The 25,415-nt window shown below is 59.1% G+C and carries 22 protein-coding genes and 1 pseudogene; 11 read left to right on the top strand and 12 right to left on the bottom strand.

All coding sequences use genetic code 11. The features are described 5' to 3' along the window. Nucleotides 1-7: 7 nt before the first annotated feature. Nucleotides 8-1,159: a hypothetical protein gene (locus tag VGF98_07435; GenBank protein HEY1681448.1), complete on the bottom strand. Its 1,152-nt coding sequence runs from the start codon at nucleotides 1,157-1,159 to the stop codon at nucleotides 8-10. Between the two features lie 56 nt (nucleotides 1,160-1,215). Between VGF98_07435 and VGF98_07430 the strand changes: the two genes are divergently transcribed. Next, the gene (locus VGF98_07430) at nucleotides 1,216-2,358 is read left to right on the top strand and encodes a serine hydrolase domain-containing protein (GenBank protein HEY1681447.1); all 1,143 of its coding nucleotides are present in this window, start codon (nucleotides 1,216-1,218) and stop codon (nucleotides 2,356-2,358) included. 3 nt (nucleotides 2,359-2,361) lie between these two features. Here the strand turns inward: VGF98_07430 and VGF98_07425 are convergent, their stop codons facing one another. Next, complete coding sequence (locus tag VGF98_07425; protein HEY1681446.1) at nucleotides 2,362-2,982, bottom strand: hypothetical protein; 621 nt, start codon at nucleotides 2,980-2,982, stop codon at nucleotides 2,362-2,364. A 52-nt stretch (nucleotides 2,983-3,034) separates the two neighbouring features. On the opposite strand from VGF98_07425, the gene VGF98_07420 reads away from it, so the two are divergent. From VGF98_07420 to VGF98_07410, 3 genes are all read left to right on the top strand, one after another. Further along, nucleotides 3,035-4,324 carry a hypothetical protein gene (locus VGF98_07420; protein ID HEY1681445.1) on the top strand — a complete coding sequence of 430 codons (1,290 nt, stop codon included), beginning with the start codon at nucleotides 3,035-3,037 and terminating at the stop codon, nucleotides 4,322-4,324. A 156-nt stretch (nucleotides 4,325-4,480) separates the two neighbouring features. Next, complete coding sequence (locus VGF98_07415; protein ID HEY1681444.1) at nucleotides 4,481-5,008, top strand: hypothetical protein; 528 nt, start codon at nucleotides 4,481-4,483, stop codon at nucleotides 5,006-5,008. Nucleotides 5,009-5,122: 114 nt separating this feature from the next. Further along, nucleotides 5,123-6,244 carry a hypothetical protein gene (locus tag VGF98_07410; GenBank protein HEY1681443.1) on the top strand — a complete coding sequence of 374 codons (1,122 nt, stop codon included), beginning with the start codon at nucleotides 5,123-5,125 and terminating at the stop codon, nucleotides 6,242-6,244. 302 nt (nucleotides 6,245-6,546) lie between these two features. Here the strand turns inward: VGF98_07410 and VGF98_07405 are convergent, their stop codons facing one another. Beyond that, nucleotides 6,547-7,503 carry a DUF1254 domain-containing protein gene (locus VGF98_07405; protein ID HEY1681442.1) on the bottom strand — a complete coding sequence of 319 codons (957 nt, stop codon included), beginning with the start codon at nucleotides 7,501-7,503 and terminating at the stop codon, nucleotides 6,547-6,549. 19 nt (nucleotides 7,504-7,522) lie between these two features. Then, nucleotides 7,523-8,839, bottom strand: a complete 1,317-nt coding sequence (locus VGF98_07400) for a DUF1254 domain-containing protein (GenBank protein HEY1681441.1) — start codon at nucleotides 8,837-8,839, stop codon at nucleotides 7,523-7,525. A 118-nt stretch (nucleotides 8,840-8,957) separates the two neighbouring features. Here VGF98_07400 and VGF98_07395 point away from each other — a divergent pair, with 118 nt between their 5' ends. Both VGF98_07395 and VGF98_07390 read left to right on the top strand, forming a co-directional pair. After that, complete coding sequence (locus tag VGF98_07395; protein HEY1681440.1) at nucleotides 8,958-9,806, top strand: sigma-70 family RNA polymerase sigma factor; 849 nt, start codon at nucleotides 8,958-8,960, stop codon at nucleotides 9,804-9,806. A 76-nt stretch (nucleotides 9,807-9,882) separates the two neighbouring features. Beyond that, complete coding sequence (locus tag VGF98_07390) at nucleotides 9,883-10,230, top strand: VOC family protein (protein HEY1681439.1); 348 nt, start codon at nucleotides 9,883-9,885, stop codon at nucleotides 10,228-10,230. Nucleotides 10,231-10,288: 58 nt separating this feature from the next. On the opposite strand, the gene VGF98_07385 is transcribed toward VGF98_07390, so the two are convergent. Together VGF98_07385 and VGF98_07380 are read right to left on the bottom strand one after the other, a co-directional pair. Beyond that, a complete protein-coding gene (locus VGF98_07385) occupies nucleotides 10,289-10,735 on the bottom strand; it encodes a ribonuclease E inhibitor RraB (protein ID HEY1681438.1) in 447 nt (148 codons plus the stop codon). 26 nt (nucleotides 10,736-10,761) lie between these two features. Continuing rightward, nucleotides 10,762-11,256 (bottom strand): hypothetical protein, encoded by a 495-nt coding sequence (locus VGF98_07380; protein ID HEY1681437.1) that lies wholly within the window; start codon nucleotides 11,254-11,256, stop codon nucleotides 10,762-10,764. Nucleotides 11,257-11,387: 131 nt separating this feature from the next. Between VGF98_07380 and VGF98_07375 the strand changes: the two genes are divergently transcribed. Beyond that, nucleotides 11,388-12,683, top strand: coding sequence for a helix-turn-helix transcriptional regulator (locus VGF98_07375; GenBank protein HEY1681436.1), 1,296 nt, complete (start codon nucleotides 11,388-11,390; stop codon nucleotides 12,681-12,683). A gap of 87 nt (nucleotides 12,684-12,770) precedes the next feature. Next, the gene (locus VGF98_07370) at nucleotides 12,771-13,745 is read left to right on the top strand and encodes a hypothetical protein (protein ID HEY1681435.1); all 975 of its coding nucleotides are present in this window, start codon (nucleotides 12,771-12,773) and stop codon (nucleotides 13,743-13,745) included. 72 nt (nucleotides 13,746-13,817) lie between these two features. On the opposite strand, the gene VGF98_07365 is transcribed toward VGF98_07370, so the two are convergent. From VGF98_07365 to VGF98_07350, 4 genes are all read right to left on the bottom strand, one after another. Beyond that, complete coding sequence (locus VGF98_07365; GenBank protein HEY1681434.1) at nucleotides 13,818-15,506, bottom strand: hypothetical protein; 1,689 nt, start codon at nucleotides 15,504-15,506, stop codon at nucleotides 13,818-13,820. 116 nt (nucleotides 15,507-15,622) lie between these two features. After that, a complete protein-coding gene (locus VGF98_07360; protein HEY1681433.1) occupies nucleotides 15,623-16,339 on the bottom strand; it encodes a hypothetical protein in 717 nt (238 codons plus the stop codon). 106 nt (nucleotides 16,340-16,445) lie between these two features. Continuing rightward, nucleotides 16,446-17,363 carry an alpha/beta hydrolase gene (locus VGF98_07355; protein HEY1681432.1) on the bottom strand — a complete coding sequence of 306 codons (918 nt, stop codon included), beginning with the start codon at nucleotides 17,361-17,363 and terminating at the stop codon, nucleotides 16,446-16,448. 3 nt (nucleotides 17,364-17,366) lie between these two features. After that, the gene (locus VGF98_07350; GenBank protein ID HEY1681431.1) at nucleotides 17,367-18,311 is read right to left on the bottom strand and encodes an NADP-dependent oxidoreductase; all 945 of its coding nucleotides are present in this window, start codon (nucleotides 18,309-18,311) and stop codon (nucleotides 17,367-17,369) included. A 171-nt stretch (nucleotides 18,312-18,482) separates the two neighbouring features. On the opposite strand from VGF98_07350, the gene VGF98_07345 reads away from it, so the two are divergent. Together VGF98_07345 and VGF98_07340 are read left to right on the top strand one after the other, a co-directional pair. Next, nucleotides 18,483-19,337 (top strand): SDR family oxidoreductase, encoded by an 855-nt coding sequence (locus tag VGF98_07345; GenBank protein ID HEY1681430.1) that lies wholly within the window; start codon nucleotides 18,483-18,485, stop codon nucleotides 19,335-19,337. Nucleotides 19,338-19,358: 21 nt separating this feature from the next. Next, nucleotides 19,359-21,269: an amidohydrolase gene (locus VGF98_07340; GenBank protein ID HEY1681429.1), complete on the top strand. Its 1,911-nt coding sequence runs from the start codon at nucleotides 19,359-19,361 to the stop codon at nucleotides 21,267-21,269. 464 nt (nucleotides 21,270-21,733) lie between these two features. Here VGF98_07340 and VGF98_07335 read toward each other — a convergent pair whose 3' ends face one another. Both VGF98_07335 and VGF98_07330 read right to left on the bottom strand, forming a co-directional pair. Beyond that, nucleotides 21,734-22,918 (bottom strand): acyltransferase, encoded by a 1,185-nt coding sequence (locus tag VGF98_07335; protein ID HEY1681428.1) that lies wholly within the window; start codon nucleotides 22,916-22,918, stop codon nucleotides 21,734-21,736. A 323-nt stretch (nucleotides 22,919-23,241) separates the two neighbouring features. Then, complete coding sequence (locus tag VGF98_07330) at nucleotides 23,242-24,210, bottom strand: hypothetical protein (protein ID HEY1681427.1); 969 nt, start codon at nucleotides 24,208-24,210, stop codon at nucleotides 23,242-23,244. 153 nt (nucleotides 24,211-24,363) lie between these two features. Between VGF98_07330 and prfB the strand changes: the two are divergent. After that, a pseudogene (gene prfB, locus VGF98_07325) lies at nucleotides 24,364-25,413 on the top strand (peptide chain release factor 2). The last annotated feature ends 2 nt before the right edge of the window (nucleotides 25,414-25,415 follow it).

Here is a 25,415-nt window from a genome sequence, read left to right as displayed (position 1 = left end):
GCAGTTCTTAGGGTCGCTCCGCCGGCGGAGCGATGTGAAGAATGGAACGGTCGTTGGCATCGGTTCTTACCCATGCACTTCCGTCGGGCGCGAGACGTAGATTCGGGTAGTAACCTATCTTGGGCAAACTCATTACTTGAATGCGGTCGTCTCCTGTAATCCGAACGACCCGCGAGCCGTATGTAAACCAAACGGAGCCGTCGGTGCTACTTGATATCTCGAACGGTTTCGGCATATGGGAGATGGTGGTAAAATCTCTCACGAGCCGCAATTTTATTATTTGCCCATCCGGATGCTCGTGAAAAATGAAATTGGGCGTGCTTAACCACACAGACTTATCCGAACCGAGCCGTCGTACGGTGAAACTTCCGGAGAGATCATTCAGATAATCTGTATTCGATACTGGAGACTCGTGGACCGATCGTGCTTGTGGGTAGGGAATCGATCGAAGCTGAACGAGGTCGCGACCCGACGCCGCGTAGACGAACCCCGAGGAAGCTTGGAATACATCGCTAACAGCTACGGTGAGAATTGCGAGCGTACCGTTCGGGTACAACGCATAGACGGCTTCACGCTTAATTCGATTGTTGCCGGATTGAAACCAGAGCGTTCCATCGGGATCGCGTCCGAAGAATGTAGGCTGTTCGCCGAGCTCACTGTTCGCGCGGTAGAAGCGAAAGTTAATCGCTCCATCGTTGCCGATTCCGAATAGCCAATCTGTTCCGTACTGAATCAGGGCTGTATCGCCAAACGTTCCGAGCAGGTACAGAAACGCATCGTACGGTTTGGCCGTTGGTGGCGGAGTCGGCGGCAGCCCACTCGTCCATGTGGCGACCCAAGGTCTTTGCCGAGAGTGTCGGTGCCCCGATCCCCAGAGCGCTTCGACTCCACCGCTCCGCACTCTGAACAGCTCGTCTCCTGCCGCTACGGCGAGCGAGCCGTCCGACAGCGGCGCAATCGCATCGATCGTGAACGCTCGAAACGCTCGAGTGGGAAACGTGGCAAGTATTCGTGCCGGCGTCAGAACAAAAGGCGTGCACGGCTGGGAGTCACGGTTTGGAATCGACAGTGCGCACGGTGTGTGACCAACGTCGAATGGTGAATCACCGATCGCGAGAAGTCCGCTGCAGGCGACGACGAATGCTGCGACCGCACGCATGCCGCGACGCTTCGTGCCGAGGGAGAGGAATTACTGTGAATAGCGAAATGCGCCCCATGACCTATTTCAAGCTCGGCCTTCTTGCCGTAGTGCTTTCGCTACTGGCGCTGCCCGCCGCCGGCGGGGCGGCAACGGCTACTCTCGATCCCGCCACGCAAAAGGCAATCGACGCCGCAGTGGTACACGAGCTGGCCGCCTATGGTGGCGCGAAACCGGTTCCGGGCGTTGTGGTCGGCGTTTGGGTGCCTGGAAAAGGCGAGTATACCAAGGGTTATGGCTACGCCAATCTCGCGACTAAGTCGCCCATGCAACTCGACGACCGCTTTCGCATCGGCAGCAACACCAAAACCTTCGTCGCTACCGTGCTGCTGCAACTGGTCGATGAGAAGAAGTTGCGCCTGGACGACACGATCGGCAAGTTCGGCCTCGGGTTCAACATCCCGAAAGAGAATCAAATCACGCTGCGTCAGCTCGCGGAGATGCGAAGCGGCATAATCGACGTGTACTCGGTACCGGGCGTTCAGAAACAAAGCGACGCCTTCTGGTCGAGGCAAACGACGCGCCAATGGGTGGCTCTGGCTGCGAAGCAGCCGCTACTCTTCGCTCCCGGCACGAAGTACAACTACAGCAACACGAATTGGTTCTTACTGGGGCTCATCATCGAAAAAGTGACGCACGACTCCATTCAAAGCCAGATTTCGAAGCGTATACTCGTCCCGATGTCGCTGGCGGCAACGTCGTTTCCGGTGACCGATTGGAACATGCCCTCGCCGTACGCGCACGGTTACACGTTGGAAAAAGGCGCGTGGGTCGATCAGTCGGTATTCTTGGCGCCATCGGTGTCGTGGGCGGCCGGTGCCATGATCTCCGACATGGCCGATATGAAGCGTTGGGTCAAAGCCTACGTGACGGGCACGACCAATAGTACAGCGACGCAGAAGGACCGTCTTGCCTGCATACCTACCGGCGTGGGTAACTTATCGTTCGGCCTCGGAATCGGTTGTTCGGCCGGCTGGTACGGTTATACGGGTGGCATCACCGGTTACAACACCGGAGCGTACTATATGCCTGCGACCGGCATCACGATCATCGCCTTCGTAAACAGTCAAGTCGAAAAGCCATTTCCCGGAGTGACGAACGCGATCTTTCGTGACATCGCACGGATCGTCACGCCCAACAACGTTCCGTTCGTAAAGTAGATCTCAGCTTTGCGTTGCGGCCGTCCACGCTGCGAGACACGCCAGTTTGTGCTCTTTGCGCCACGGCCGGGCGACGGTGGTCCCGAGAGTTTTGAGCCTCGCATCGATCTCGACGGACGACAATCGAAGCTGCAACGCAGCCTCTGACGTAAGCGTTTTTTCGTCTACTTCAACGAAACGAATGCCATCTTCACGCAAGGCGTGGCGGAATGCCTCGCGCACCGCGAGCCCCTCGGCGACGGCCGGATGCTCCGGCGTTGCAAGGCTGTAGCGCAGCAGATCGGTCACCCAGCCGGCGCGGTTGACGAGCAACGCGGCGCCGCCGGCATTGAAGCCGTCGTCGTTCAACCGTTCGACGACACTTCGCAATCCGGCGGCTGCGAATTCATCTTGGCGTTTGCGCCCTTCGCGAACGGCGGCCGCTGCTTCGGCGAAGCTATTTTCGGTTAGGTCGCGTGCGAGCTCGGCGGCGACGTGATAGGGTTGCGAAGCGAGCCGGTCGTTTTCAGTAGCAGTCGGTACGAACGACGAGAGCACAATGTGTGGTGCACCCTGTTTGACGTCGACGCCGACGACGATCGCGCCGCCGCGGGACGCGCGTAGACCCAGCGTTATTGTTCTCACGCCGTACCATTTTCTAACAGGGTTTCAGAAAAACTGCGAGCAAGGCAAGCGCATGTCGATTTTGGCTCGCTTCTCGCGGCGTTCGGCTTTGGCATTGACCGTGGCGTTCGCTTGTAGTACTAATCCGGCGCCGGCGCAGTCATCGTCGCCCGCGCCGCCAGAGCCCACGCTGGCGGCGACAGGATCGTTCGACGGCATTTCCATCGGTCAGCCCATGGGCGATCTACGGCCCACATTGGGAGATCCGATTTTCGTGAGTTCCTATGGTGGCACCGTGGTGTGGCGTTATTTGACGCACGGCGGCGGCACGTTTACCGACGTGATCGTAAAAAACAACGTCGCGCAATCGGTGACGGTTCTCGGTCGCTTCAACAGTGTAGATTTTACCGATCCAAATGGCATAACGTTCGGACTGACGCCGGATGAGGTGAGAACCAAGCTTGGACCTGCGGTCCGCGAGTCGACCAATAGCGACGATGGGTCTCTCGATCTCACATACCGCTCGCTTCCATACGGGTGGGTCTACGAATTCCACGCGAACAAACTCGATTTCATCCAGCTGCTCGCCGGTCAAAGTACATTAAACTTGTTGACGCCCGGGCCACCGGCAACGCCGAACGACGGAACGTCCCGCGAGCGGGCGATATGGATTCGACCCTCGGTGGTAGTGTCGAATACACTGTGGATCGACACGTATCTCGCGCATGCTGATTGCGGAAGCGGTGGCTATTGGAAGTCTGCGACGCAAGAGTTTCTACCCGACTCGGCCACGCACGATCCAATGGCAATGACGGTCGTACACGCACAATGCAGTGCCGGCGAAGATCGACGTGATTTCTTTTTCGATACGCACAGCTCGCTAACCGTGCAAAAGGGCAGTCAAGCCTCGTCACCGGTGGCTTCGCCCGCTCCGCAAGCACCCGATGCAAATCAGATCACGTTTTCCGCTCACGACGTTGCAACGCTCATACGAGCGACGGAAGATGCCGAGAAGAGTCCGAAGATCACGCTGCAGTTACGGGCAAGAGGTCCGGCGGAAATGCTGGCCTACGATCCCGTCGCGCATTTCGCCGGAATCGATCCCGCGTCGAAGGAAGCGCTGATTTGGATGGTCCAACCGTACCCGGCAAAAACTGCCGATGGAGCCTGGGCGCTTCGTTCCGCACTGGAATTGGCATGTATGGCTACGGGGTTTGCCGGTCCGCAGTGGAAGGCGATATACGACCGGCTCGCCGCAGAAGATGCCGCGCTCCCGGCAGATACGCCGAACCCGTACAAGAATCGTCTGGCTCTGACCGCGCAAGTACGCAAGATCTTCGAATCGTATCTTCCGCAACACTAATTGCTTGAGAATCGCAGGTACACGAGAATGAGCCCCGCTACAACAACGAAACACCTGGCCCTCGCTGGCATCGTATCGATCGTGCTATCGGCTTGCGCAAGCAATACGGCGACAACCGTTCCCGTTGGTGGACAGCCGCAGCTGAAATCCGGTTTCATGCGACTGACGTTCAGCGTCGCCGGTCAGCTCGATTTCTCAAAGTACCAATACAGTGTCACGTTCAACACGACTGGAAGCGCGTTAACGCCCGAGTTCGGTACGAAGGCCGATTGGAAAGCGTTCTCGGCGACGTTCAGATCCATGAACGGGTCCGGCGCTCCCAGCGTCGAGGTCATTCAATATATTAGCGACCCCAACGATCCGCATCAGCCGCCGGCCCAGGTTCCCGAAGCCGTTACACCTTCGCAGCTGCAGTTCGATGCCCGCAGCAGCACGTTTTCCGTCACGTTTCAGCGCTCGATCGCCGGCGACGGTTCGCAGCAGCCGGCGGTAAACTGGCGTTTCAATGCTTCTAGCCAGACGGCGAGTCACATCGTCGATACGATGGGCCGTTGTGCGAGCTGCTTCAAGTCACCGCAGCTCGCGGTAAACACCAGTTTCGTTGAGACCATCGCGGCGCAAGGACAGCCGGACATCGCACCCGGTGCACGCATCGTCAGCGTCGAGTTTCAGAATTCTCCCTGAGTGTGAATGATTCATGAATCATTCACACGTTGCACAAAGCCTTCGTCCTTAGACTTTCTTCACATCGAAGCCGCACGATAGCTCCGCTACACATCTGGTAGTTGAGGAGCTTCAATGAATCGTATAACAATGGGCCGGTTTGCCGCTCTCGCAGCGGTTATTCTAGCCAGCGCGTGCGGCGCTAACAACGCCGGCTCGCCGTCGACCACTCTACCGGCGATGGAACAGCCGGTACGATCTGCTGCTAAGGGCGGCGGGTCGGTGTTGAAAACACTCAAGCACCAAGTCGTGATCGGATCGACGGTGGATCCGGTAAACGGTGCGGGAAATCCATATGGCTTGGCGATCGCGCCACAGACCATTGGAGGTTTCACACAGGGAGATCTCGTCGTCTGCAATTTCAATGCGAAGTCCGGCGTACAGGGAACCGGTCGATCGATCATCGCGCTGCATCCGGTGGCAAACTCTGTTCCGCTACACATATCCTCCGACAAAACGTTAAAGGGATGCGATGCACTCGCCCTCGACGGCGCCGACACCATCTGGGCGGCATCGATGGTCGCAAACGATAATCCCGTATTGGATGCGGCCGGCAAACTTCTGGTCAATATCAAAGGCAAGCCGTTCAGCCAACCATGGGGCCAGATTTACGCCGCGCCGACCAGCGGCGCACCGGCGTTTTACGCCACCAATGCCGGTACCGGCACGATCGTGCGCATCAACCTGGCTTCAAAGTTTACGTACGACGTTATCGCTAAAGGTTTTCCGGTGAATCATGGCAAGCCCGGAACTGCATTGGCACCCTCCGGGCTCGCATACGATGCTAGCGTCGACACGCTGTACTTCGCCGACGGGCAAAACAATTCGATCGTCGCGTTCAAAAACGTCACGAAGATCGCGGCCGGCGGAATCACCGCCCAGAGCAACGGCATGAAGTTCACCGGCCCGTCGGCCGGTGATGCGAGAATCGTCTTCTCCGGTAACCCGTTAAACGGTCCGATCAGCACGGCGCTACTTCCCAACGGCAACCTCATTGTCGGAAACACGCTCGATTCGGACGGGAATAACCTCATGATCGAACTATCGGCCGCCGGCAAGGTGCTGGACGTCCGTAACGTCGATAAGGGGCCTGCCGGATCGATTTTCGGCATCGTTGCGACCGGCACGACGAACTCCGACACCAAGATCTATTTCAATGACGACAACGACAACAACGTTCAGGTGCTCGAGCAGTAAGAAACCGAACGTTTCGTAAGCTGCTCAGAGGGTGCGTGGCGAGTGCCGCGCACCCTTCCCTTGAGCAACGTTAGGAGCGCCCGACTCATCCAGGTTCGTCTCCGGGGCGTTCTATAAATATGCGCCTATCGGCTTCATGGAAACGCTCACCCGCCGGCTTCGATTTTACGCCTGTACTGGTCGCATTCGTGCTGCTGTTCGTGACCGTAGGGACGTTCCAATTCCTGAGCGTTCTACCCGGTGGCGAACGAGGCTTACTTCAATTCGAAAGGGCTTGCGCGATCTATTCGGGGCGCTAGTTTTTACCGGCGCTTCGGCTGAGGGAAGGCCCACTGGCCGCTCAATATCTCGGTTCGCGGACGGTACAGACGCACGGTGTAGTTCCAACCCGGCACGATCGGTAAGCAATTCGTGCTGGAATCATCGCAGCCGCCGAACTGAATTGCGACGGAACCGTCCGAGCCTTTCTTCGCGGTCAGATTATTTACCGAATACGAGTTCCGATCGTTCTTCTGGAAATATCCATCAGCGTTGTAGAAGCTGACCGACCAGAAACCGTCGACCGGCACATCTTTGACGTCGAGCGTGTAGACGGTCGTTCCATCGTTGTTGTCCGGCGTGATATTGAGATAGGTCGCATCTTTATCGGGATTGCCGCCCCAGGCTGCCGCGGTTGCGATCAAATGCCGTACCGGATCGACTTCTCGAGCGGTTCCAAAGGCTTTCTTGAAGTCGCTCATCGTTGATGCCAACACCAGCAAGGCGTCGCGCACGGTCTTCTGGCTTGCAGCGTCCCAATTCGGTGCTTCAAACGTCCCCGCGCTATCCCGGCGGGCAACGATGGCATCTTGGAGCGCATGAACTTGCGCGATGTCCGCAGGGTCGCTCGGGTCCACCAACGTTCGTATGGCTACGGCGACGTATCGCGTTCTAACCGTGTCCTTCGTGAGACGATAGCTGCCGGCACCGTAGACGACCTCCGGCACGTAATGATCTTGGTTTATTACCTGCATCGACATGAAGCGGGATCCGGCATCGGGTAACTCGATCGTGACCGGCCCGGCATTGAGGTCGAAAATCGCCGATGAGTACAGCGTATCGCGATTGAGACGGATCACGGTCTGGTCGTCGATTCTGGCCGGCTCGCGATGATGAAAAATCGCACCAAGGCCGCCTTGGCCGATTAGGTTTTTAAAATACAAGTCGGTTTCGGCGCGAACGAAGTTGTCTACGTTGACTGCGATGGTACCGGTTGTCATGAGCCGTTCTCCTAGGACGTCAGTTGCTTTGTAGCGAGGGAGCCTTCCATTCGGAGTCTAGCGCCGCAACCTTCGGCCAATAAAGGCGCATGACGGCGAAAAACGGACCTGCCGGTGCCGGCAGCCAGTTGGATTCTTTTTCCGCGCCGGGAGATTCGTTTTGAAGATAGATCGTAATTCCGCCATCGGCGTCGCGCTGCAGCTGGGGTAGCATCGGGGAGTTGATTAAGTACCGCTCGAGCGAATTCGCAAACAAGAGACTGGACGGCAGCTTATAGAGTGTAAACGACCAGAACGCGTTCACTGGCGGCAACGCTCCTGGTGCGAAGCGAAGCGTGTGCCGCTTCGCGCCGTCGAGCATTTTGCCGGCCGCGTCCACGAAGTACGCCGGATAGATTGCTTCCTCTTTCGAGTTGCCGTAGATGCCGAGCGCCGCCCCGGTCATGCGATCGATGTATCGCCCGTTCAGGAACGCGCGCGTTCCAAACGCATCGGCGCTCGAGGACCTTCCAGTGTCGATCTCACTTGCCTTATAGTTCTTGAACGTCTCCCACGCATCGGCCATGCCATCCGACAGCGCACGACGCATATCGCCGGATAACGAATCGACGTAGAACGATTTGCCCGCGCCCACTCCGATCGTCGCAAAGCGTTCCATCAACTGAACTTCCGTCGGGTCGGTCGGACAAAACTGAAGGATGAAATTGAGGATTTGAAAGAATTCGAGCGAGGTGCGTTCGTTTTCGGCCGAAAGCGGCTCGACGAAATCGATCTGCGCGGGGGCGGCGGGTGCGGGCGTACCCAGATACGACGATAGCGCCTCGACGCGGTAACCTGCTTGAACTTTCTTAACGGCGTCGATGTCGGTCGGATCGAATAATTGCGTGCGATACAAGATAAAAGCGAAATCCGTCTCACTTCGGATCACCGAAGTGATGCCTTTGGGAGCCGCTCCTTGCCAGCCAGGACCGGCCAGTAAGAATGTTCCGGCCCCGTTTCCGGTCGCACGACTGCCGACGTACGCGAAATTATACGTGTACATATCGATGAACTGCAGCGAGTAGTAGCGGCTGTCTTCGATTTCCGGAACCGTAAGAACCAGTGGCTCGGCGCGTAAGTCCGCGCCGACATACGAATACGGCGTGTCGGAATTCGGCGTCTGGATAGCGGTGTCGGCCGGCGTGTACACCCGTGCGTTGTTCACGAGAGTGTTCCAGGGTGCTTTATACTCCGAGCCATCCCGATCCACGAAATACGAGTACTGAATTCTGTAGCTATCGACGAGAGGAAAGCCGTAGATCGTGGCTTCCTTAGCAATCGCCCGCGCTTCTTCCATGTCGTAACCCTCCGGAGTGTGACTATACCACGCCGTACCCTAAGCGTAGCTTAACGGGACGGCGTGCTCCCGAGCGCGGCCGGAGGCAACCGCATAGTCTAACGCTAAAACGCCGCACATGATGGACGCGTTGGCGGGTCGCTTCGAACAGAACCGGCCGCATCTGCGCAGCGTCGCGTATCGGATACTTGGATCGCTCGACGATGCCGACGACGCCGTACAGGAAACTTGGCTTCGATTGAGCCGGCAGGGCGTCGATAATGTCGACAGCATCGATGGCTGGCTCACGCGAGTTGTTGCACGAATCTGCATCGATATGCTCCGGACGCGCCGTTCGAAGCGCGAGGAACCCCTCGAACCCACGATTCCCGATTTTATCGTAAGCCGTGAGGTCGGCCCCGAGGCGACGGCGATTCAAGCCGATCTGTTTAGCCTCGCCGCTACGATCGTACTCGACGCGTTAACTCCTTCCGAACGCCTAGCGTTCGTCTTACACGACATGTTTGCTGTTCCGTTCGAGGAGATCGCGCCGATCGTCGATCGCACTCCACTTGCTGCCCGCCAGCTCGCCAGCCGTGCCAGGCGTCGGGTTCAAGGCACGGCACCGGCCGCCGCGAGTTTCGCGGCGCGGCGTGCGGTGGTCGATGCATTTGCCGCCGCGGCGCGTGAGGGTGACGTCGCGGGCATCGTGGCGGTGCTCGATCCCGAAGTGCTCTTGCGAGCCGATCGGGCGCCCGCGCTGCACGGTATCCGTGGCGCCGCAACGGTCGCTTCGCAGGCAGCCGGCTTTTCACGCATCGTCAGTACGATGGAGCCCGTGATCGTCAATGGGTCGCCCGGGATCCTGTCATGGTTGCCGAGCGGCGAGCCGTTGTCAGTCACGGGATTTGTCGTCGAGCGAGGGCGGATACGAGAGATGTACATCGTTTCGCAGCCCGCAAGCTTGCGACGTATCTTGGCGAGGTAAGATTTTTTCAAAATTTCGTCACGTGTGGTGGCCGAGTTCCGTCTGCTGGATATAACCCTTCACCGATGGAGTATCAATGAACGCCGTAAAACTCGTGGTTTTCCCTACTTCGGATATAGCGAAGTCAAAAGTATTCTTCTCAGAGCTGCTTGGCACCGAGCCGTACGCCGATAGCCCGTATTATACCGGCTTTAAGGCAGGGGAGATGGAGGTCGGACTCACTCCGGCAATGCCGCAGCAAAGTACGACCGCTCCGATCGTGTATGTCGATGTCGCAGATATCAATGTCGCGCTGGCTGCCATCGTCGCCAAAGGCGGCGAAAAAGTGCAGGATCCCACCGATGTCGCCAACGGGCTCCTGATTGCAATCGTCAAGAGTCCCGATGGCTCGGCAATCGGGCTACGTCAACTGCCTAGGGAATAAGGTCGAGGGATTGCCAGCCGCGATAATTCAGGCCCGAAGCGCCCCTGTTTCTAGTAGGTCACTTGGCTACGGCGGCTTCCCACCCGTCGTATTCGCCCCTAAACCGTCTCGCGAGATTTCTAAAAATCGTGCGATAGGAGCGAAGGTGTTCGATGGTGGGCGTCGCGCGAGCGTGCGCGATCACCGAGTATCTCTTCTCGAATGAGCCGTCCGACAAGCGCCCGAGCGGCTGTTCGTAGTGCGCCGACAGTCCGTCGCGATCTAATTCTTGCACGGAAGAGCGAGCGTCTTGAAGGCTCGGAATGTACAGATAAAATACGATATCGGTCGGTTTACTGAGATCGGATCCGCGCTTTCGCAATTCGCGTAACACGATTGCATCATTCGCGTCGTCGGATAAGACTGTATTGGTTTGTAGAATTCCGTCGTTCGATGGAACGTTCAGGAGAGCGATGGCGACAAGCGCCGCTAGTGCAACTCCAGGAATAATGACGCAGGCCGCCACGAGTGCCATCTTCGATAACAGAGTCATTACTTCAATAGGTCGCTTAACGCCGCCCCGAGCTTCTGCCGGTTGAGGTATGGATTGGGCGCATCCGAAGGCAGTTGCGCATCTCTTGCGGCCTCAACGTCGTACAGCTGCTTGAACGCGGTTCCCCCGTAGCCGCCGTCCGAGAGAGCGACGAGAAAGCTCGCAGTGATGGCGTTGCGGAGAGCGTCACCGTTCAAGTCGGTGTTCGTCCAAACCGTCATCGTTCGCGACCCCGAGCTCGAAGTCGATATGCCCGCGTAAAACCAATCGGAAGCGTATTTCGGCATCTGCGGCGCCGGCTTTATCGCGACGTGAAGCGGAATGGTACTATCGTTCGGTTTTAGTGCGGTGTGCAGTGCGGTCAAAAGCTGCTTGACATCGGCCTCGGTTATTTGAACGCCGTCTACGTCTTCCGCGTACGCGGCGGTCGATGACCCAAGGCTGCAAATGACGGCGATCGTAAACAAAATAGCCAGGTTGTAAAGCCGTTTCATCGGGTTTGCCCTTCTCGCGTTTTGGATGCTAGGTGCGCGCGTTGGACGCGGTAGCAGCCGCACCCTTGAGGGGGTGCCGGGCGGTAGACCCCGGAGGCACTTCAAAAGCGGCGTGAAAAGCTGCAAAGGCGATGATTACGGAGGGTAATCGCCGGCGAAACCTTGTTAAGGCGCGAATCGGAACGGCGCTCAGTCTCGGTATCGGCAATCGGCCCGCTCAAGCGCTTCGCGCGCTCGCCGCGGTGGACGTGCCCGGCGATCTTACCGACGATGAAATTGCCGCTCGTTATTATCAGGCTAGCGCCATTGCAAATATCAAGGCTCGTTCGGTGAGCGAAGGCTTTGCGGCCTTCGACTTGGCTGTCGAGGCCGCTCGGCGACACGGCGAATCGCTGATGTTGGCAAAGATTCTGAACAATTACAGCGCGGCGGCAATTCAGGATGGCTCTTCCGACAAGGCGATTCTATATGCGAAAGCAGCGTTAGAGCGCTTTCGATTGGCTGAATCGTCGGTTCCGTTTGGCTTGGTAACCCTCGCCGAGGCCTTGTATACGGCCGGAAAATTACGAGAAGCTGCAGCTACTCTGCACGAGTTTCACGCGATTCAACAATCGGATTCGTCGACCGAACAGGCCGTGCATCAGGACGAGATAATTTCCGTTGCAACGATCGGCGTCCAGGTCGGTCTCTTATTGTCGGATACGACATTGATACGCGCAAACCGAGCGACGACGCTGATCGATCTTGCGTTTAGCCGAAATGCGGCGAGACTGCTCGGGCCACTCGTGGAGGCCTTCTGCACGTTGTACGAATTCGAGGGCGATCGAGAGGCGCACGATCGCCTGCTGACAAGAGCGGCTACAACGCTACGATCGCTAGACCACAGCTTGTCGTTCGCCGCGCGTATTGCGCGCGTTGCCTCGCCCGAACTACTGCCTCGCTTCGCGGCCCTGGTTGCGCGCCAGTGTACTGCCAACTCGAACGTTATGCGCGGACACTACGACTTATTTGAAAGCTATGCTTCGTCACGGCGCCAAGCGTCGAAGCTCGCGCGCGAACTTGCTGCTCGCGCTGCGAGCTCGTTTGAGGAAAGCGAACGGCCGTTGTTACAAGCGCTGGCGGAAGAAGCCGCCGGCGACCCAGACCGAGCCAGCGAAATTCGCCGGCACCTCGGGGTGCGCACGGATGCCGCGCGCCCCCGATGGTTTGGAGAGCCAGTCAAGCAAAACTTGGGTGTCGCATTGACGACCCGGGAATCAGAGGTGGCGCGGCTCGTTGCGGCCGGCCGGACAAATAAAGAGGTGGCCGACGCGTTGCAGCTGAGCGAGCGAACCGTGCACCGGCACTGCGAATCGATATTTTCAAAGCTGGGGATCCGTTCCCGCTGGCAGGTCGGCGACGCACTGGAATTGGGCGAGGGCAGGTAAGCGGCTGGGTAATTTACGCATGACGCCGTTCCGGCGGCTCCTTTACTATTGCCTCGACTACCAGAGACGTTAGAGGAGCGAATTCACGTGCAACCTAGATTTTTCAAGACTTTTGCGGTCGTTGTCGCGGGCAGCGCGGTGCTGGCCGCTTGCAGCAGCGGTGCCGGCTCACAGGGCTTTTCCCCATCCGCGGCGCTCACGAGCGGTCACGGCTTCAGCCTTAAGCCGGGGGCGGTCGCGCAACCAGATCGAAGCCGCTCTTGGATGAAGCCTGACGTCGCCGGTGGAGCGCTTCTCTATGTTTCCGACGCCGAGACGTACGACGTGTACGTGTACTCATGGCCGAAACTCAAAGCCGCCGGCACGTTGACCGGCTTCAACGGTCCGTCCGGAGAGTGCTCGGATAAAAAAGGAAACGTCTGGATCGTTAACACCTACGATTCGAACCTGATCGAATACGCTCACGGCGGAACGACCCCGATCGCGACGCTGAACGATGCCGGCCAGTATCCATACAGTTGCGCCGTCGATAACGCTGGAGATCTCGCCGTCGGTAACATCGAATCGACGACCGGCGATGCCGGCAGCGTCACAGTGTACGCGGGCGGCACCGGCAGCGGCATCAACTATCCGGATGCCGGCGTCTATGTCAGCTTTGTCGGCTATAAACAGAATACGCTATACGTTGATGGCAGTAACGGCGGCTATTTCTCGCTGCAGTCGTTTAAGAAGGGCAAGTTTAAAACGGTCGCGGTTTCCGGTGCAACGATCAATGTTGCCGGCGGCGTCCAGCTCGCAAAAAATTCGTTGACGGTTGGCGACCAACTAACCGAGGGCGGAACACCAGCGATCTATCAGATGAGCGCGTCGGGTAAGATCACCGGAACTACGCTGCTCAACAGCGGCGCCTGTGGCCAATACGTAATCGACGGCAAACTGGTCGCGTGTCCGGACGCCTCGAAAAAGAACGTGCTGGTCTATGCCTATCCCGCCGGCGGAACCGCCACCCAAACGCTGAGCGGATCGTTTGCCGATCCGTTCGCAGCGGTCGTTAGCCGCTAGCGTTCAAGATCTGGGGAAGTGCTGGATCATCAAGGGACTTTGATCTGGCACTTCACCGGAGCAACGACGCATCTAAAGAGAATCAGTCCAGCACTTCGCCGGAACGCGATACGAGGCTAGGGGAGCCACGTCACCTTGGCTATTTGGGCCGAAGACGCGAACGTAATGAGGGGTGTCCGATCCGGTGCCACCTTGAGGACCGTCAAACACGTAGAGCCGCCCAGCGATGTCGATAGCGAGCGACTGCGGTGCCACGAGCTCGGTCGCCGGCCCCTCGATCCTTGCCGTCGGCGCGACGTTACCCGCGGTGCCGTGCGCGAATGCTAACACATTGCTCGATTCAGAATTCGCAACGTATAGCGTTCCGTCTCGTCCCACCGCTAAACCGGTCGGGTGATTTAGCTGTGTACGAGGGCCTCGCAATATCGACTCTCTTCCGGAACGATCCACGATGAGAACGGCGTCGTTAAACGTCGATGTAAAATAAGAGTGGCCGGCCCCGTCGGTAGCAAATGCGCTTAAATTCCGTCCGAACGGCGTCCGAAAATGGACGTTTTCGAATCCGGTCGCCGCATGTACATCGAGCGGTAAGAGCGTAACCACCCCAGCGGTCGACGCCGTATAGATGCGGCCGGATCGATCCGACGATATAAAGTCCGGGTCGTGAAGGTCCATAGTTCCGGAACCGTTTGAAGTGATCGTTTTACCAATATTAGCGATCTTATATGAGACAGGGACGCCGAACTCATTGGCGATGATTAGGCGGCCGCCTCCGAACGCGACATCCCAACCCCTGGCCGGGAGATCCTGCGCGGTGGGCCACGCTTGCAACGGGCGGTCTGCGGCGTGTCGGAATATAGCTACGCCGTCCGAACCGAGAATGGCGACGTCACCGCCTTCTGCGGCAGCCATGCGATGGGCATTTGAAAGCGACGTAATCGGATCGCGTACGACCAGCGGCGCAGCGTCGTCGCGCTGGTGCGGGCCGAAGACGAGCAATTCGCTTGCGGCGTCCCATAGATTCGAGTCCTTTTGCAGTACTAAAATGTTTCCGGCGCGGTTGACGGTTAGCGAATTGACGAATCGGAGAGCCGTTTGCGGCCCTTGAAGGCGTCGGACGAGGTGCGGCTGGGGTTCGCTGAGATCGAAAAAGGCAAGGGTCGAAGTTCCAATTCGGCCCGTCCCATCCGATGCCGCGATAATCAATTCGTTGCGTGAACCAAATGTGATGTCATCGAACTGCCTGAAGCCGTAATCGCTGCCGACGATCGTTCTCGTGGGCGCTACGTTCCCATGGGCTCCCGCGGCGTAGCAACGCACCGATGCCGCGTCCTGAACTATGCACAACATTCCGCTCGAACCGACAGCGCTTCCAATCGGGCCACTCAAGCCCGTTTTTGAACCGGTGATATACGGAGTAAGCTTTGCAGGCGCAGAAAGCGTCGCACGGCTGACGATCGGGCGTTTCTGATCTACAGAATAGATGTATGTGCCGTTGGACGTAATCCAAGTTTCATTCGACGTTGTTTGGGCAGAACTCGAGACACCGAGGGCGGCATGGGGTCCGATGACTGTCGCAATGCCTGTGGCAAGATCGATGCGATAGACGAGATTGGGATGTCCGGCTGTGTTCTCCAAAAGAAACAACCAACGTCCGTCGCTCGAAAGAATGTAGTCTTGGGAAGATGAACGATGTTCTTCGCCACTTAGCATATTCGGCAGCTGCGAAATGGAGCGAACGATGTTTGAATTCGGGCTCATAAAGCCGGTTTCGGTACGGACGACGATCTTGCCAGAACCGTCAACCGTCAATCCAGGGTCATTACAGGTTACCGAACATCCGGTCAGCACATAAAAGAGCGCTAACGCGAGTGTGACTACAAGCCGGTGCGCAAGCAAAACGGATGGCTCCCTTCGACTGGCCACGGCCCAAAGTCGATCTGATGAAAGCCGGGGCGAACGTTGACGAAAAGTAACGCTATCGATTGGCCATCCGCTCCTTCGATGACCGCGCGCTGCTCCGAAGCGCGGTCGAGGGTGGCTGAAAAAACATCGCCGGCGAAGAACGTCGGGCGGTCGCTAAGGAGTCGCTCGATCGTCGCGCGCATGCGAAACATAATCCAGTTAGGCCCAACGAGGGCAGCCTCAAAGTCAGCATCGTCCCCGCCATCGACGATTAGTCCTAGTGGCTGGGGGCACGGTTTCCGGCCGGGAGCGTTCGGCCTCGCGATCGCAACAAACGGTTGGACACCCGCCATGTCGGTCTTTTTATCGTAGCCATCGATTGCGCATTCGACCGAGGCTATATAGCTCGAATCGAAAAGCCCAGCGATCGGAAGAATGGGAGCGTCGAAGCCCCACGCTTCTATGAGTTCGTCGGCCAGCCACTGCTTTTGCTTATCGAAGAAGCGCAGTCGTAGATGGACGTATTCAGCATCGTCCGGTTGATCTACGGTAAAGCGAACGCGCCCGACGCCTTCCTCGAGCGTACACGTCTTGATCGCCGGGACAGCTGGGGCGCCGGCTTGGGCACGCAAAGGTGCCAACGCAGAAAGACAAGCGCTGATCGAGACGATAAGAAGCAGGCGTAACACGAATCGGCGCACTCCGGCGTTCGTAAGCGGCAGAGCGCGCCATTTCCTCTTGACCAGCTTGACCAGCCGAGGCTAGGCTGTGGTTTGATCGAGTTCGTTCAAGGTGTTAACTTCCTCCCAGGAAAGCGGTCAGTGCATCCATGGTAACGGCGGGCTGTTCTTCCATGAGCCAATGGCCGGCGTTGGGAACGACGATGACTTTGGCATTGGTCGCTACGAGCGTTACTTGACGTCCTAGTGCGGTGCCGAGCGACTTCTCTCCGCCGATCGAAAGCACGGGCATCTGCAATTGCGTTTGTGCGAGTTTGGTAAAATCGACAGCGGTGTTCTGAAACGATGCGAAATACGCGAAGCCGGCAGCCATGCGCCCTGGGCGGGCGTAGGCGGCCGTATAGGCCGCGCGATCGGCCTGCGAAATTGAATGGTTCGGATTAGCCGCGAAGTCGTTCCAGAAGTGCTCGAAGTAGATGCGCTCGCGACCGTGCACCAGCGCGACCGGTGTCGGACCGTAAAAGCGGAAATGCCAGGACGCTGGGTCGTTGTAGATCGGCTCCCAACCAGGAACGCCCGGCAAAAACGCGTCCATCAGCGCGAGCCGCCGCACTTCGCTTGGATACTTAGCGGCGTATGCGTACGCGACCATCAGGCCGATGTCATGCCCGACGACCGCGACGCTACTGAACCCGAGCGCGTGCACGGCGTCGCGCACGCGGACCGCCGACGTCGTCATGTCGAGCCCGGAAGCCGGAATAGACGAATTCCCAATGCCGGGAAGATCCGGAGCGATAACCGTGTAGTGCGCGGCTAAGCGTTGGGCGAGCGGTTTCCACATACGCGAGTCTTCCGCGTATCCGTGAAGAAGAACGACGGCCGGCCCGTGGCCCCCAACGGTTGCGCTGATCGTACAACCATCGACCGATACCGATGTGGTGTGAAATTGCGGACCGAAATTAACCGGATAGGCCAAGCTTGTCGCGGTGGTCGCGGCGAGCAGTGCTAGAAGCAGCGGAATACGAACGAGCATGAACTATTCTCCTTGAAGCATCGTGTCGAGGACGATCTTGCCGCGCGGATGATCGACGGTACCGGCGAGCATCTCGTGCGCCCTTCGTGCGGATGAAAGCGGTAACACCACGCCCAGATCGGTTTTAAGGATGCCGTCGTCGATGAGGCCTGCGACTCGCTCCAGCTCTGCGCGCGGAACATCGACGATAAAAAAAGCGACGCGCACGTCGTGCTTGCGCGCCTCGGCTTCCGACGGTTGCGAGACGCTCGAGACCAGAATGCCTCCGGCCTTGAGAACGCCGAAGGCGCGCGTTTGCGTGTCGCCGCCGGTGGTATCGATGACGACGTCGACATCGGCCACGGATTCTTCGAATCGTTGGGTTTGAAAGTCGATCGTAGCGGCGGCACCGCGGCTTTTCATATACGGCGCGTCTTGGCCCGAGCCGACCGCCGTCACGCGCGCGCCGGCCCAGGCGGCCAGTTGCACCGCGTACGCCCCAACATTGCCCGCGCCGCCGATCACGAGTACCGATTGTCCGGCGGTGAGATGTGCATGCTCGAAGAGCATCTTCCAAGCGGTGACTGCGACGACCGGAACGGAAGCCGCCTCGGCGAATCCGAGCGACTTCGGTTTGCGTGCGAGCGACCGGAGTTCGGCTACGGCATACTGCGCGTAGCCGCCGGTGAACGCCGCGTTGGTGACTCCAAATACCTCGTCGCCGACCGCGATGCTCGTCGCGTCGTCACCGCGGACGCGCTCGACGATGCCCGCGATGTCGGAACCGGGAGTGAGCGGTAACGCCTGAGACAACCCGCTGTTGCCGGATCGAACCAGGGCATCCCACGGCCCGACGCCCGCAGCGTGCACGCGAACGAGTGCCTCGCCGGGCTGTGGCTCTGGAACCGGTGTCTGCTCGACGTGTAGTTCTTCTGGTCCTCCGAACCGGTGTACTCGAATAGCGATCATGCAGCTAGCATACCTAAACGAAGGCGATTCGGCGAGCGACGGGGTCGAAGCACTGTAGGCGATCCCACGAGAGAAGCTACATCTCGCACCGTGTCGTTTAAGGTCACAGTGCCAGTTTCGTCACCGGCGCGACCGGGTTCATCGGCTCGGCCGTCGTTCGAGAACTGTTAGATGCCGGACACACCGTTCTTGGCTTGGCCCGTTTCGGATTCGTCAGCCGCTGCTCTGCGCGCAGCCGGCGCTGACGTGCATCGCGGCTCGCTGGACGATCTGGACGGCCTTCGCGCCGCGGCAGCATCGAGCGACGGCGTGATTCACACCGCATTCATCCACGATTTTTCTAGGTTTGCAGAAAACTGTGAAAAGGACCGCCTCGCCATTGCAGCGCTGGCCGATGCGTTGGTTGGATCCGATCGACTGTTGCTCGTGACATCCGGAACGGCGCTGCTCGAGTCGGGACGTGTCGCAATCGAAGATAACCTGCCTGCTGAGGCTTCGGCCAATCCTCGCATCGCTTCCGAACTCGCCGCCGACGCGGCGACCGCGGCCGGCGTCCGCGTTGCGATCGTGCGTTTGCCGCCGAGCGTTCACGGCGAAGGCGATCGTGCTTTCGTTCCACTTCTGATCCAGCGAGCGCGCCAAAGTGGGTTTTCGGCATACATTAGTGATGGATCCAATCGGTGGCCGGCTGTGCATCGCCTCGATGCGGCGCATCTGTATCGTTTGGCGTTTGAAAAAGGCACCGGCCGCGTGCGCTATCACGCGGTAGCAGAAGAAGGTGTTGCGTTCAGGAGTATCGCCGAAGGCATCGCGCGCGGCCTCGATGTGCCGGCCGTTTCGAAATCTCCCGACGAGGCCGCCGAGCATTTCGGGTGGTTCGCGCATTTTGCCGCAATAGATGTTCCGGCTCGCAGCGAACAAACGCGCGCGACGCTCGGCTGGGTGCCGTCGCAGGCGACGTTGTTAGACGACCTCAATCGCGGCGGCTACTTCAAACCCGAGGCGACCACCTCGATGATCGGCTAAACGAACGGGGCGCGCCGACAGGTGCGCCCACTCGGTGCTGCCAACGACGCGTGCGTGCTGCACCACGATCACGACGCGCAGTGTTCCGGATGCGCGACCATCCTTCCACTATTAGCGGCCAACGCGCCGGCCACCGTTCTTTCAAAGCCGGAACGGCAACCGTCCATCGACGTGCTCGCAGAGCTCGACGGCGCCGATACGACTGTCTACGTCGCGCGCAAAATCGTCACGATGGAGCCGGGCGATGCGGCAACCGCGGTTGCGGTTCGCGACTCGCGTATCGCGGCCGTCGGCACGCTCGAATCGGTTACGCAAGACCTTGAAATAGGAACGTTCGTCGTCGACCGGCGCTACCAAGGCGACGTGATCGTTCCGGGACTAATCGAGCAGCACGTACATCCGCTGTTGGGTGCGCTATCGTTTGCCTGCACGATTATCGCGATCGAGGATTGGGACGTCCCCGAACGCTTCTCTGCGGCCGCCAACGATAACGCCGAATACGTCGCTCGTCTCTCCGAAGCGATCGATGAAATGGCGGCGATGCCGCCCGACGAGACGCTCTTTACGTGGGGCTACCACCAATATTTTCACGGCCAAGTACGACGTGCGCACTTGGATGCGCTCAGCCCAGAGCGGCCGGTTGTCGTTTGGCACCGATCCTGCCACGAGCTCATTCTCAACAGCGCTGCCATTGCCAAATACGGCATCACCGGCGATGCGTTATCGGGTAAGGGCTTAGCGAGCGAACAGGCAGACCTGGTGCAAGGACATTTCTACGAAAACGGTTTGAAGCTCGTACTCGCGCCGGTGGGTAAAGATCTGTTGTCGCCGGCTCGTATCGAGGCCGGGGTGCGGCGCTTCACGCAATACGTTCGCTCGAAGGGAATCACGACTATTTGCGAGCCGGGCACGCAATTAACGCGACCGATCCAAGCATTTTGGGAGAAGAGTCTGGGCGGCGATGTCGGTTTCCGAACGTATCTCATTCCAGACGGTCGCGGATTGTACGAACAGCACAAGTCCGATCTCGGAGGGCTCATTCCCGCAACCGAATCGCACCTCGCCTGGGGAAGCGGCAACGTTTCGTGGCTGCCGAAACAAATCAAATTGTTTTGCGATGGAGCGATATTCTCGCTGCTCATGCAAGTGAAGCAGCCCTACCTCGATGGGCACGAAGGCGAGTGGATCCTCGCACCGGTCGATTACGCGGCCGCCTTTACGGCGTATTGGAATGCGGGCTATCACATCCATACGCATGTGAACGGCGATGCCGGCCTGCAGGTCGTTATCGACACGCTGGCTGCGGCGCAGCAGGCTAATCCTCGGGAAGATCACCGATTTACGGTGGTGCATTTCGCCGTCTCGCAGGACGAACAAGTGCGCCGGCTGAGAGAGCTTGGAGCGATCGTCAGCGCCAACCCGTATTATCCGTGCGCGTTGGCCGACAAGTATTCGCAAATGGGTCTTGGCCCCGAACGCGCTAATAGCATGGCACGCCTTGGCACGGCCGTGCGCGAAAACGTGAGCATCTCGCTGCATTCGGATATGCCGATGGCGCCCGCCGACCCGCTCTTTTTAATGTGGTGCGCGGTCAATCGCATCACGCCGTCCGGACGCACGGCCGATCCGGATCAGCGCATCACTGCCGAGCAGGCATTACGCGCCGTCACAATCGACGCCGCGTATTCGATCGAACGAGAGAATGACGTCGGCAGCATCAAGGCCGGAAAAATCGCCGATCTCACGGTGTTGAGCGACGATCCGCTCGGCGTCGATCCTCGCGAACTCCGCAACCTGCGCGTCGTCGGAACGATCTTTGCCGGCCGTCGCGTTGCATTCGATTCTTCAAGTTCCGAGCCGGGTGCCGCCGCAGCGTTGCATGCCGGCGGAACGACGGTCGCAAAAGACGTTTTGCATTCGCCCACCGGGTAGTCGCGCGACAATCGCCCGATCGATCCCGGAGGTGTATCATGGCTAACGAATATCATCACGAAAGCGACAGGTTTCGAGCCAAGTAGCAAGCGTAAGCGCAGTCTGGCCGTTTCAACGGCGCTGGCCGCGGGCAGTACTTTTCGCGAACGAAAGGATGCGTCGTGATCGCTGAAATCGCAATCGTGCGACCCCTCGCATGTGCCGGTCGGCGACTCGCTAAAATCCGCGGAGACAAAGCATCCCAATTGCAAGGTGGCGGAGGATAGCACCGGGGCGTCGGTATTGGCCGGCGATCTGCCCGGCGGCGTTTGGGTGCGCTAGCGGATCGTTAACGATCGCGTCGCCGCGCCGACCCTGCAGGAGACTCGTTCGCGAATGCTATCCTCGACATGCAGAGCGGCGAATCGACCGTTTACACGTGGTCTGCCCAGCGACAAACGCCGAGCGAGATTCTTACTTCGATATTACGTCGTACTTTGGGAAGTACTGACCGCCCCGTCGTCGGGAACGTATAAGCGTTCGTGGTCGGGCGATTTTTCGATCGCCTCTCGGAAACCCGCCGAGAGAAACGGCCGCTCGGCGATGAGGTAGAAGCAATACGCCAGGGCCGGGACCAGAACGATCGTCGCGCCCCACGCGATTGCGCTGATGGTGACGCCGGCGTTGATGTGTTGTAGGGCGGCCCCTACGAGCGCGACGAGCGGCCCGTGAACGAGGTATAGACTGTACGAAAATGTGCCGAGTATTACGATCGGTCGCAGCGATAAGAAACGCGCCGTCCACGTGAGCTTTTCTCCATCGGAGGTGACGAACATGAGCGAAATCGCCGCACCGACGATCAGATCGGCCGGCCAGAGATTGCTGTCGGGCGTTCCCTCGCCCGAACGCGTGATCGCGACCAGGGCGAGGGCTGCAGCCAGCAGCGCCAACAATCGCCAAAAGGGTGCTCTCGCGGGTTTGTTCGCCGTGATGTGCGCGGCGACGACGCCCATACCGAACAGTCCCATCAGCCACCATATCGTGTAATCGAATCGTCCGTGGAAGAGGAAATGCGGTAACAAGCCGATGACGAGCGCGACGGCGAGCTGTGCCCACGGACCGAAGCGTTTCCATACCGGAATCAGCAATAGCGCAAAAAACACATAAATCTGACACTCCAGCGCGATGCTCCACATCGGGCCGTTCAGATATTCGGCAAGCGGCAAAATCCAGTTATGAATCAGCGCGAGATGTGCGATAACTGCAACGGCGATATGCTTAGCATTCGGATGCCTGCCGAGCAATATCGCCATTAAGCAGAACGGAATGATCGATAAAAACAAGGCGAGCACATAGGCCGGCATGAGCCGGCGGATACGCCGCTTGGCGAATCGACCGGGGCTGAATGGCGACTGCAGACGTTGCGCGACGGGGAGACCGAGAACGTAGCCCGAGATAACGATGAACACCGACACCGCGAAGTGACCGAATTGCAGCCACGGCAGCGTGAACGGCAGCAAGCCCGGCAGCGTTGCGCCGGCGTGCAAAATGCCGTATTGCCAAGCGTGATACAGAAAAACGTACATGGCGGCCACGCCGCGCAGACCTTCGACGTGCGGATAATAGGTGCGAGCGGCCGAGCCCTTGGGTGGACGCGTGACGGCTTCCATTACGTAAATATCCTACTGAGCGGGCGGAGTGCAGGCCGCAGGGCTTCGCCTACAACGGGTATGGTGGTGGCAACGTTCGGTGCGCCCGAACATGCCGAGATGGCGCCCGATAAAACGATGACGCACGACGCGGCTAAGCGGCGTTGGACAGGTACCATGAACTCCTCGGCAACACTCGATGTAAGTGGCTTACTCTGACTTTGGGTAGAGCCGCACCAAACCTCTCGCTTGCTTGTTTTACCACGCTTGCCTTACCAACCTGACCTGGAGGGCAACCCTTTAACGCCATCGAGCGCGCGGCTTTCACCGCGCGCTCGTTTCGTCTATAGGTTGTCGTACTGCGTCGGCTGTTCCTGATACGTCGCCGGCTGCTCTTGATAGGTCGATGGCGGTGTCATTTCGTAGGGTGGGACTTGCATAATTGGCGACTGCACGAACTGTCCGGGCGGTCCACCCGGAGTCGGCGACGGCACGGGCGACGGTCCCGGCGAGACGCTCTGTCCGCGTACCAATGCGCCGCCGAGATCGACGTTTTGTGCGCTGACGTTGACATCGACGCCGCCGTTCTTGGTGGAAAGCGTCGTCGAAATCTGACCTCCCATCGCGTTGCGCGAGTTGACGCTTAGTGCGCCGTTGGGCTTACATGTGACGGTCGTGCCCGAGCCAAGCTGCAGCGTTTGACCGGGCGCGATCGGAACATTTTCGCCGTTTCTAACGATTGACGCTTTGCCGTCGCCGTTCAGGCCGATCGTCGTGCGTCCGCCGTCGAGCGTAATTTGCGCCGATTGATTGCGCGAGACGCCACGTGCATTCGTGTTTGTTACCTGCGTCGAAAGGCGATAACCACCCGGAATGGAGTTCGATTGCAGCAGATTGGGATGCGACTGCATGCTGTTCCATTTCGAGCCGTTAAACGACAGGTGCGGGTCGCCGTCGTCGCTGCCTTGCGCGGACGCGAAGTATTGTTCGTCGCCGTTGGGAGGACAGTTCGATCCGGACGGATTCCCGCCGTAGGGAGCACATTGTCCCGTGCCGGGCAGCGCTGACGAGCTTCCCCCCATCATCTGCTGCAGCATCTGCATGAGTTGGGCGAGCATCCCGGACAATGGGCTGAGCATCGATGCTTGATCGAGGCTCGAATTGGCCGCCGGCTGCTGTGGCGACAACGAAATGGCGTCGCTTGGCGCGGCCGTCCCGGCCCCTTGCTCGAGCGCCATCGCCCCGTCTTGGCCTGCCCCGTACGGCGGCAATGCAGTCTGCGCTAACCCGGCTTCGAGCGATTGTATGGTCATCCAAAAACCTCCGTCTACTAGTCGTGCGGCATTCACGACGCGGCGCTGGGTCGACAAGGGTGCGGGTGCCATGCGTCAAAGCGCAAGCCGTCATGAGCGACGCAACCATCTCCGGGATTTCCGACCTCGCCGCGCGACTCGAAGCGCTCAAGGAGCGTCTTTGACCACGCATCCAAGCGGCGTGCGCTTTTAGAAGGCGAGGCGCGATCGCAGGGCGATCGCTTTTGGGACGATCCCGAAGCGGCGCAACGAACGATGAAAGCGCTGGCCGAGCTTCGCCAAGTAACCACCGTGGTCGAGCGCGCGGACACCGCTTTGCACGACGCGCGCGAAATGCTCGAGCTGTTCGCCGGCGATCCGCAGGGGCTGGCAGAAGCAGAAGCTGCCGCACAAACGGCGCGAGCGTCGATCGAGCGACTCGAGATGACCGCCAATTTTACCGGCGAGTTCGACACGCATAATGCGATCCTCAGCATTTTCGCGGGCGCGGGCGGTGTCGATGCGGCCGACTGGACGCAAATGCTTACTCGGATGTATCTGCGATGGGCCGAATCGCACGACATGGAAACGCAGATCGTCGAGCAATCCGAGGGTGAGGAAGCCGGATTGAAATCGATCACGTTTTTCGTTCGCGGTCCGCATGCCTACGGAATGCTCGAAGGCGAACGCGGCGTTCATCGTTTGGTTCGGCTGTCGCCGTTCGACGCAGCGCATCGCCGCCATACGTCGTTCGCCGCAGTCGACGTGTTGCCGGAGATCGAAGCCGGCGAAGCGGCTGCGGTCGAAATCAAGCCTGACGACATTCGTGTGGAGACCTTTAAGTCGGGCGGGGCCGGCGGCCAGTACGTCAACAAGACCGAATCCGCGGTGCGCATCATTCACGAACCGAGCGGCTTCATCGTCGGGTCGCAACAAGAGCGCTCGCAAGCACAAAATCGCGAGGTAGCTATGGGCTTGCTACGCGCCAAGCTGGCGGTGCGAGCGGCCGAAGAGCGCGACCGCCGTCTCGACGACATCCGCGGAGAGCGGCAAGCCAACGAGTGGGGTTCGCAGATTCGCTCGTACGTGTTACAGCCGTATCAGTTGGTGAAAGACCACCGGACGGACGCGTCGGTTGGCGACGCGCAACGCGTGCTCGATGGCGATATCGACCCGTTCGTGTGGCCGTATTTGCAACGGCGCCGCTCGCGCGCACCGGCGTAAGG

It is taken from the genome of Candidatus Tumulicola sp., assembly GCA_036490475.1.
In the GTDB taxonomy this organism is placed as follows: Bacteria; Vulcanimicrobiota; Vulcanimicrobiia; order Vulcanimicrobiales; family Vulcanimicrobiaceae; genus Tumulicola.
Note: the sequence above shows the minus strand (reverse complement) of the source record. Positions and strands in the feature narration are given on the sequence as shown.

Excerpts from the sequence above, each read along its gene's own strand:
- VGF98_07435 (HEY1681448.1), bottom strand. The coding sequence starts at position 1,159 with ATGCGTGCGGTCGCAGCATTCGTCGTCGCCTGCAGCGGACTTCTCGCG.
- VGF98_07430 (HEY1681447.1), top strand. The coding sequence starts at position 1,216 with ATGACCTATTTCAAGCTCGGCCTTCTTGCCGTAGTGCTTTCGCTACTG.
- VGF98_07420 (HEY1681445.1), top strand. The coding sequence starts at position 3,035 with ATGTCGATTTTGGCTCGCTTCTCGCGGCGTTCGGCTTTGGCATTGACC.
- VGF98_07415 (HEY1681444.1), top strand. The coding sequence starts at position 4,481 with ATGCGACTGACGTTCAGCGTCGCCGGTCAGCTCGATTTCTCAAAGTAC.
- VGF98_07410 (HEY1681443.1), top strand. The coding sequence starts at position 5,123 with ATGAATCGTATAACAATGGGCCGGTTTGCCGCTCTCGCAGCGGTTATT.
- VGF98_07405 (HEY1681442.1), bottom strand. The coding sequence starts at position 7,503 with ATGACAACCGGTACCATCGCAGTCAACGTAGACAACTTCGTTCGCGCC.
- VGF98_07400 (HEY1681441.1), bottom strand. The coding sequence starts at position 8,839 with ATGGAAGAAGCGCGGGCGATTGCTAAGGAAGCCACGATCTACGGCTTT.
- VGF98_07395 (HEY1681440.1), top strand. The coding sequence starts at position 8,958 with ATGATGGACGCGTTGGCGGGTCGCTTCGAACAGAACCGGCCGCATCTG.
- VGF98_07390 (HEY1681439.1), top strand. The coding sequence starts at position 9,883 with ATGAACGCCGTAAAACTCGTGGTTTTCCCTACTTCGGATATAGCGAAG.
- VGF98_07380 (HEY1681437.1), bottom strand. The coding sequence starts at position 11,256 with ATGAAACGGCTTTACAACCTGGCTATTTTGTTTACGATCGCCGTCATT.
- VGF98_07375 (HEY1681436.1), top strand. The coding sequence starts at position 11,388 with ATGATTACGGAGGGTAATCGCCGGCGAAACCTTGTTAAGGCGCGAATC.
- VGF98_07365 (HEY1681434.1), bottom strand. The coding sequence starts at position 15,506 with ATGAGCCCGAATTCAAACATCGTTCGCTCCATTTCGCAGCTGCCGAAT.
- VGF98_07355 (HEY1681432.1), bottom strand. The coding sequence starts at position 17,363 with ATGCTCGTTCGTATTCCGCTGCTTCTAGCACTGCTCGCCGCGACCACC.
- VGF98_07350 (HEY1681431.1), bottom strand. The coding sequence starts at position 18,311 with ATGATCGCTATTCGAGTACACCGGTTCGGAGGACCAGAAGAACTACAC.
- VGF98_07345 (HEY1681430.1), top strand. The coding sequence starts at position 18,483 with ATGCCGGACACACCGTTCTTGGCTTGGCCCGTTTCGGATTCGTCAGCC.
- VGF98_07335 (HEY1681428.1), bottom strand. The coding sequence starts at position 22,918 with ATGGAAGCCGTCACGCGTCCACCCAAGGGCTCGGCCGCTCGCACCTAT.
- VGF98_07330 (HEY1681427.1), bottom strand. The coding sequence starts at position 24,210 with ATGACCATACAATCGCTCGAAGCCGGGTTAGCGCAGACTGCATTGCCG.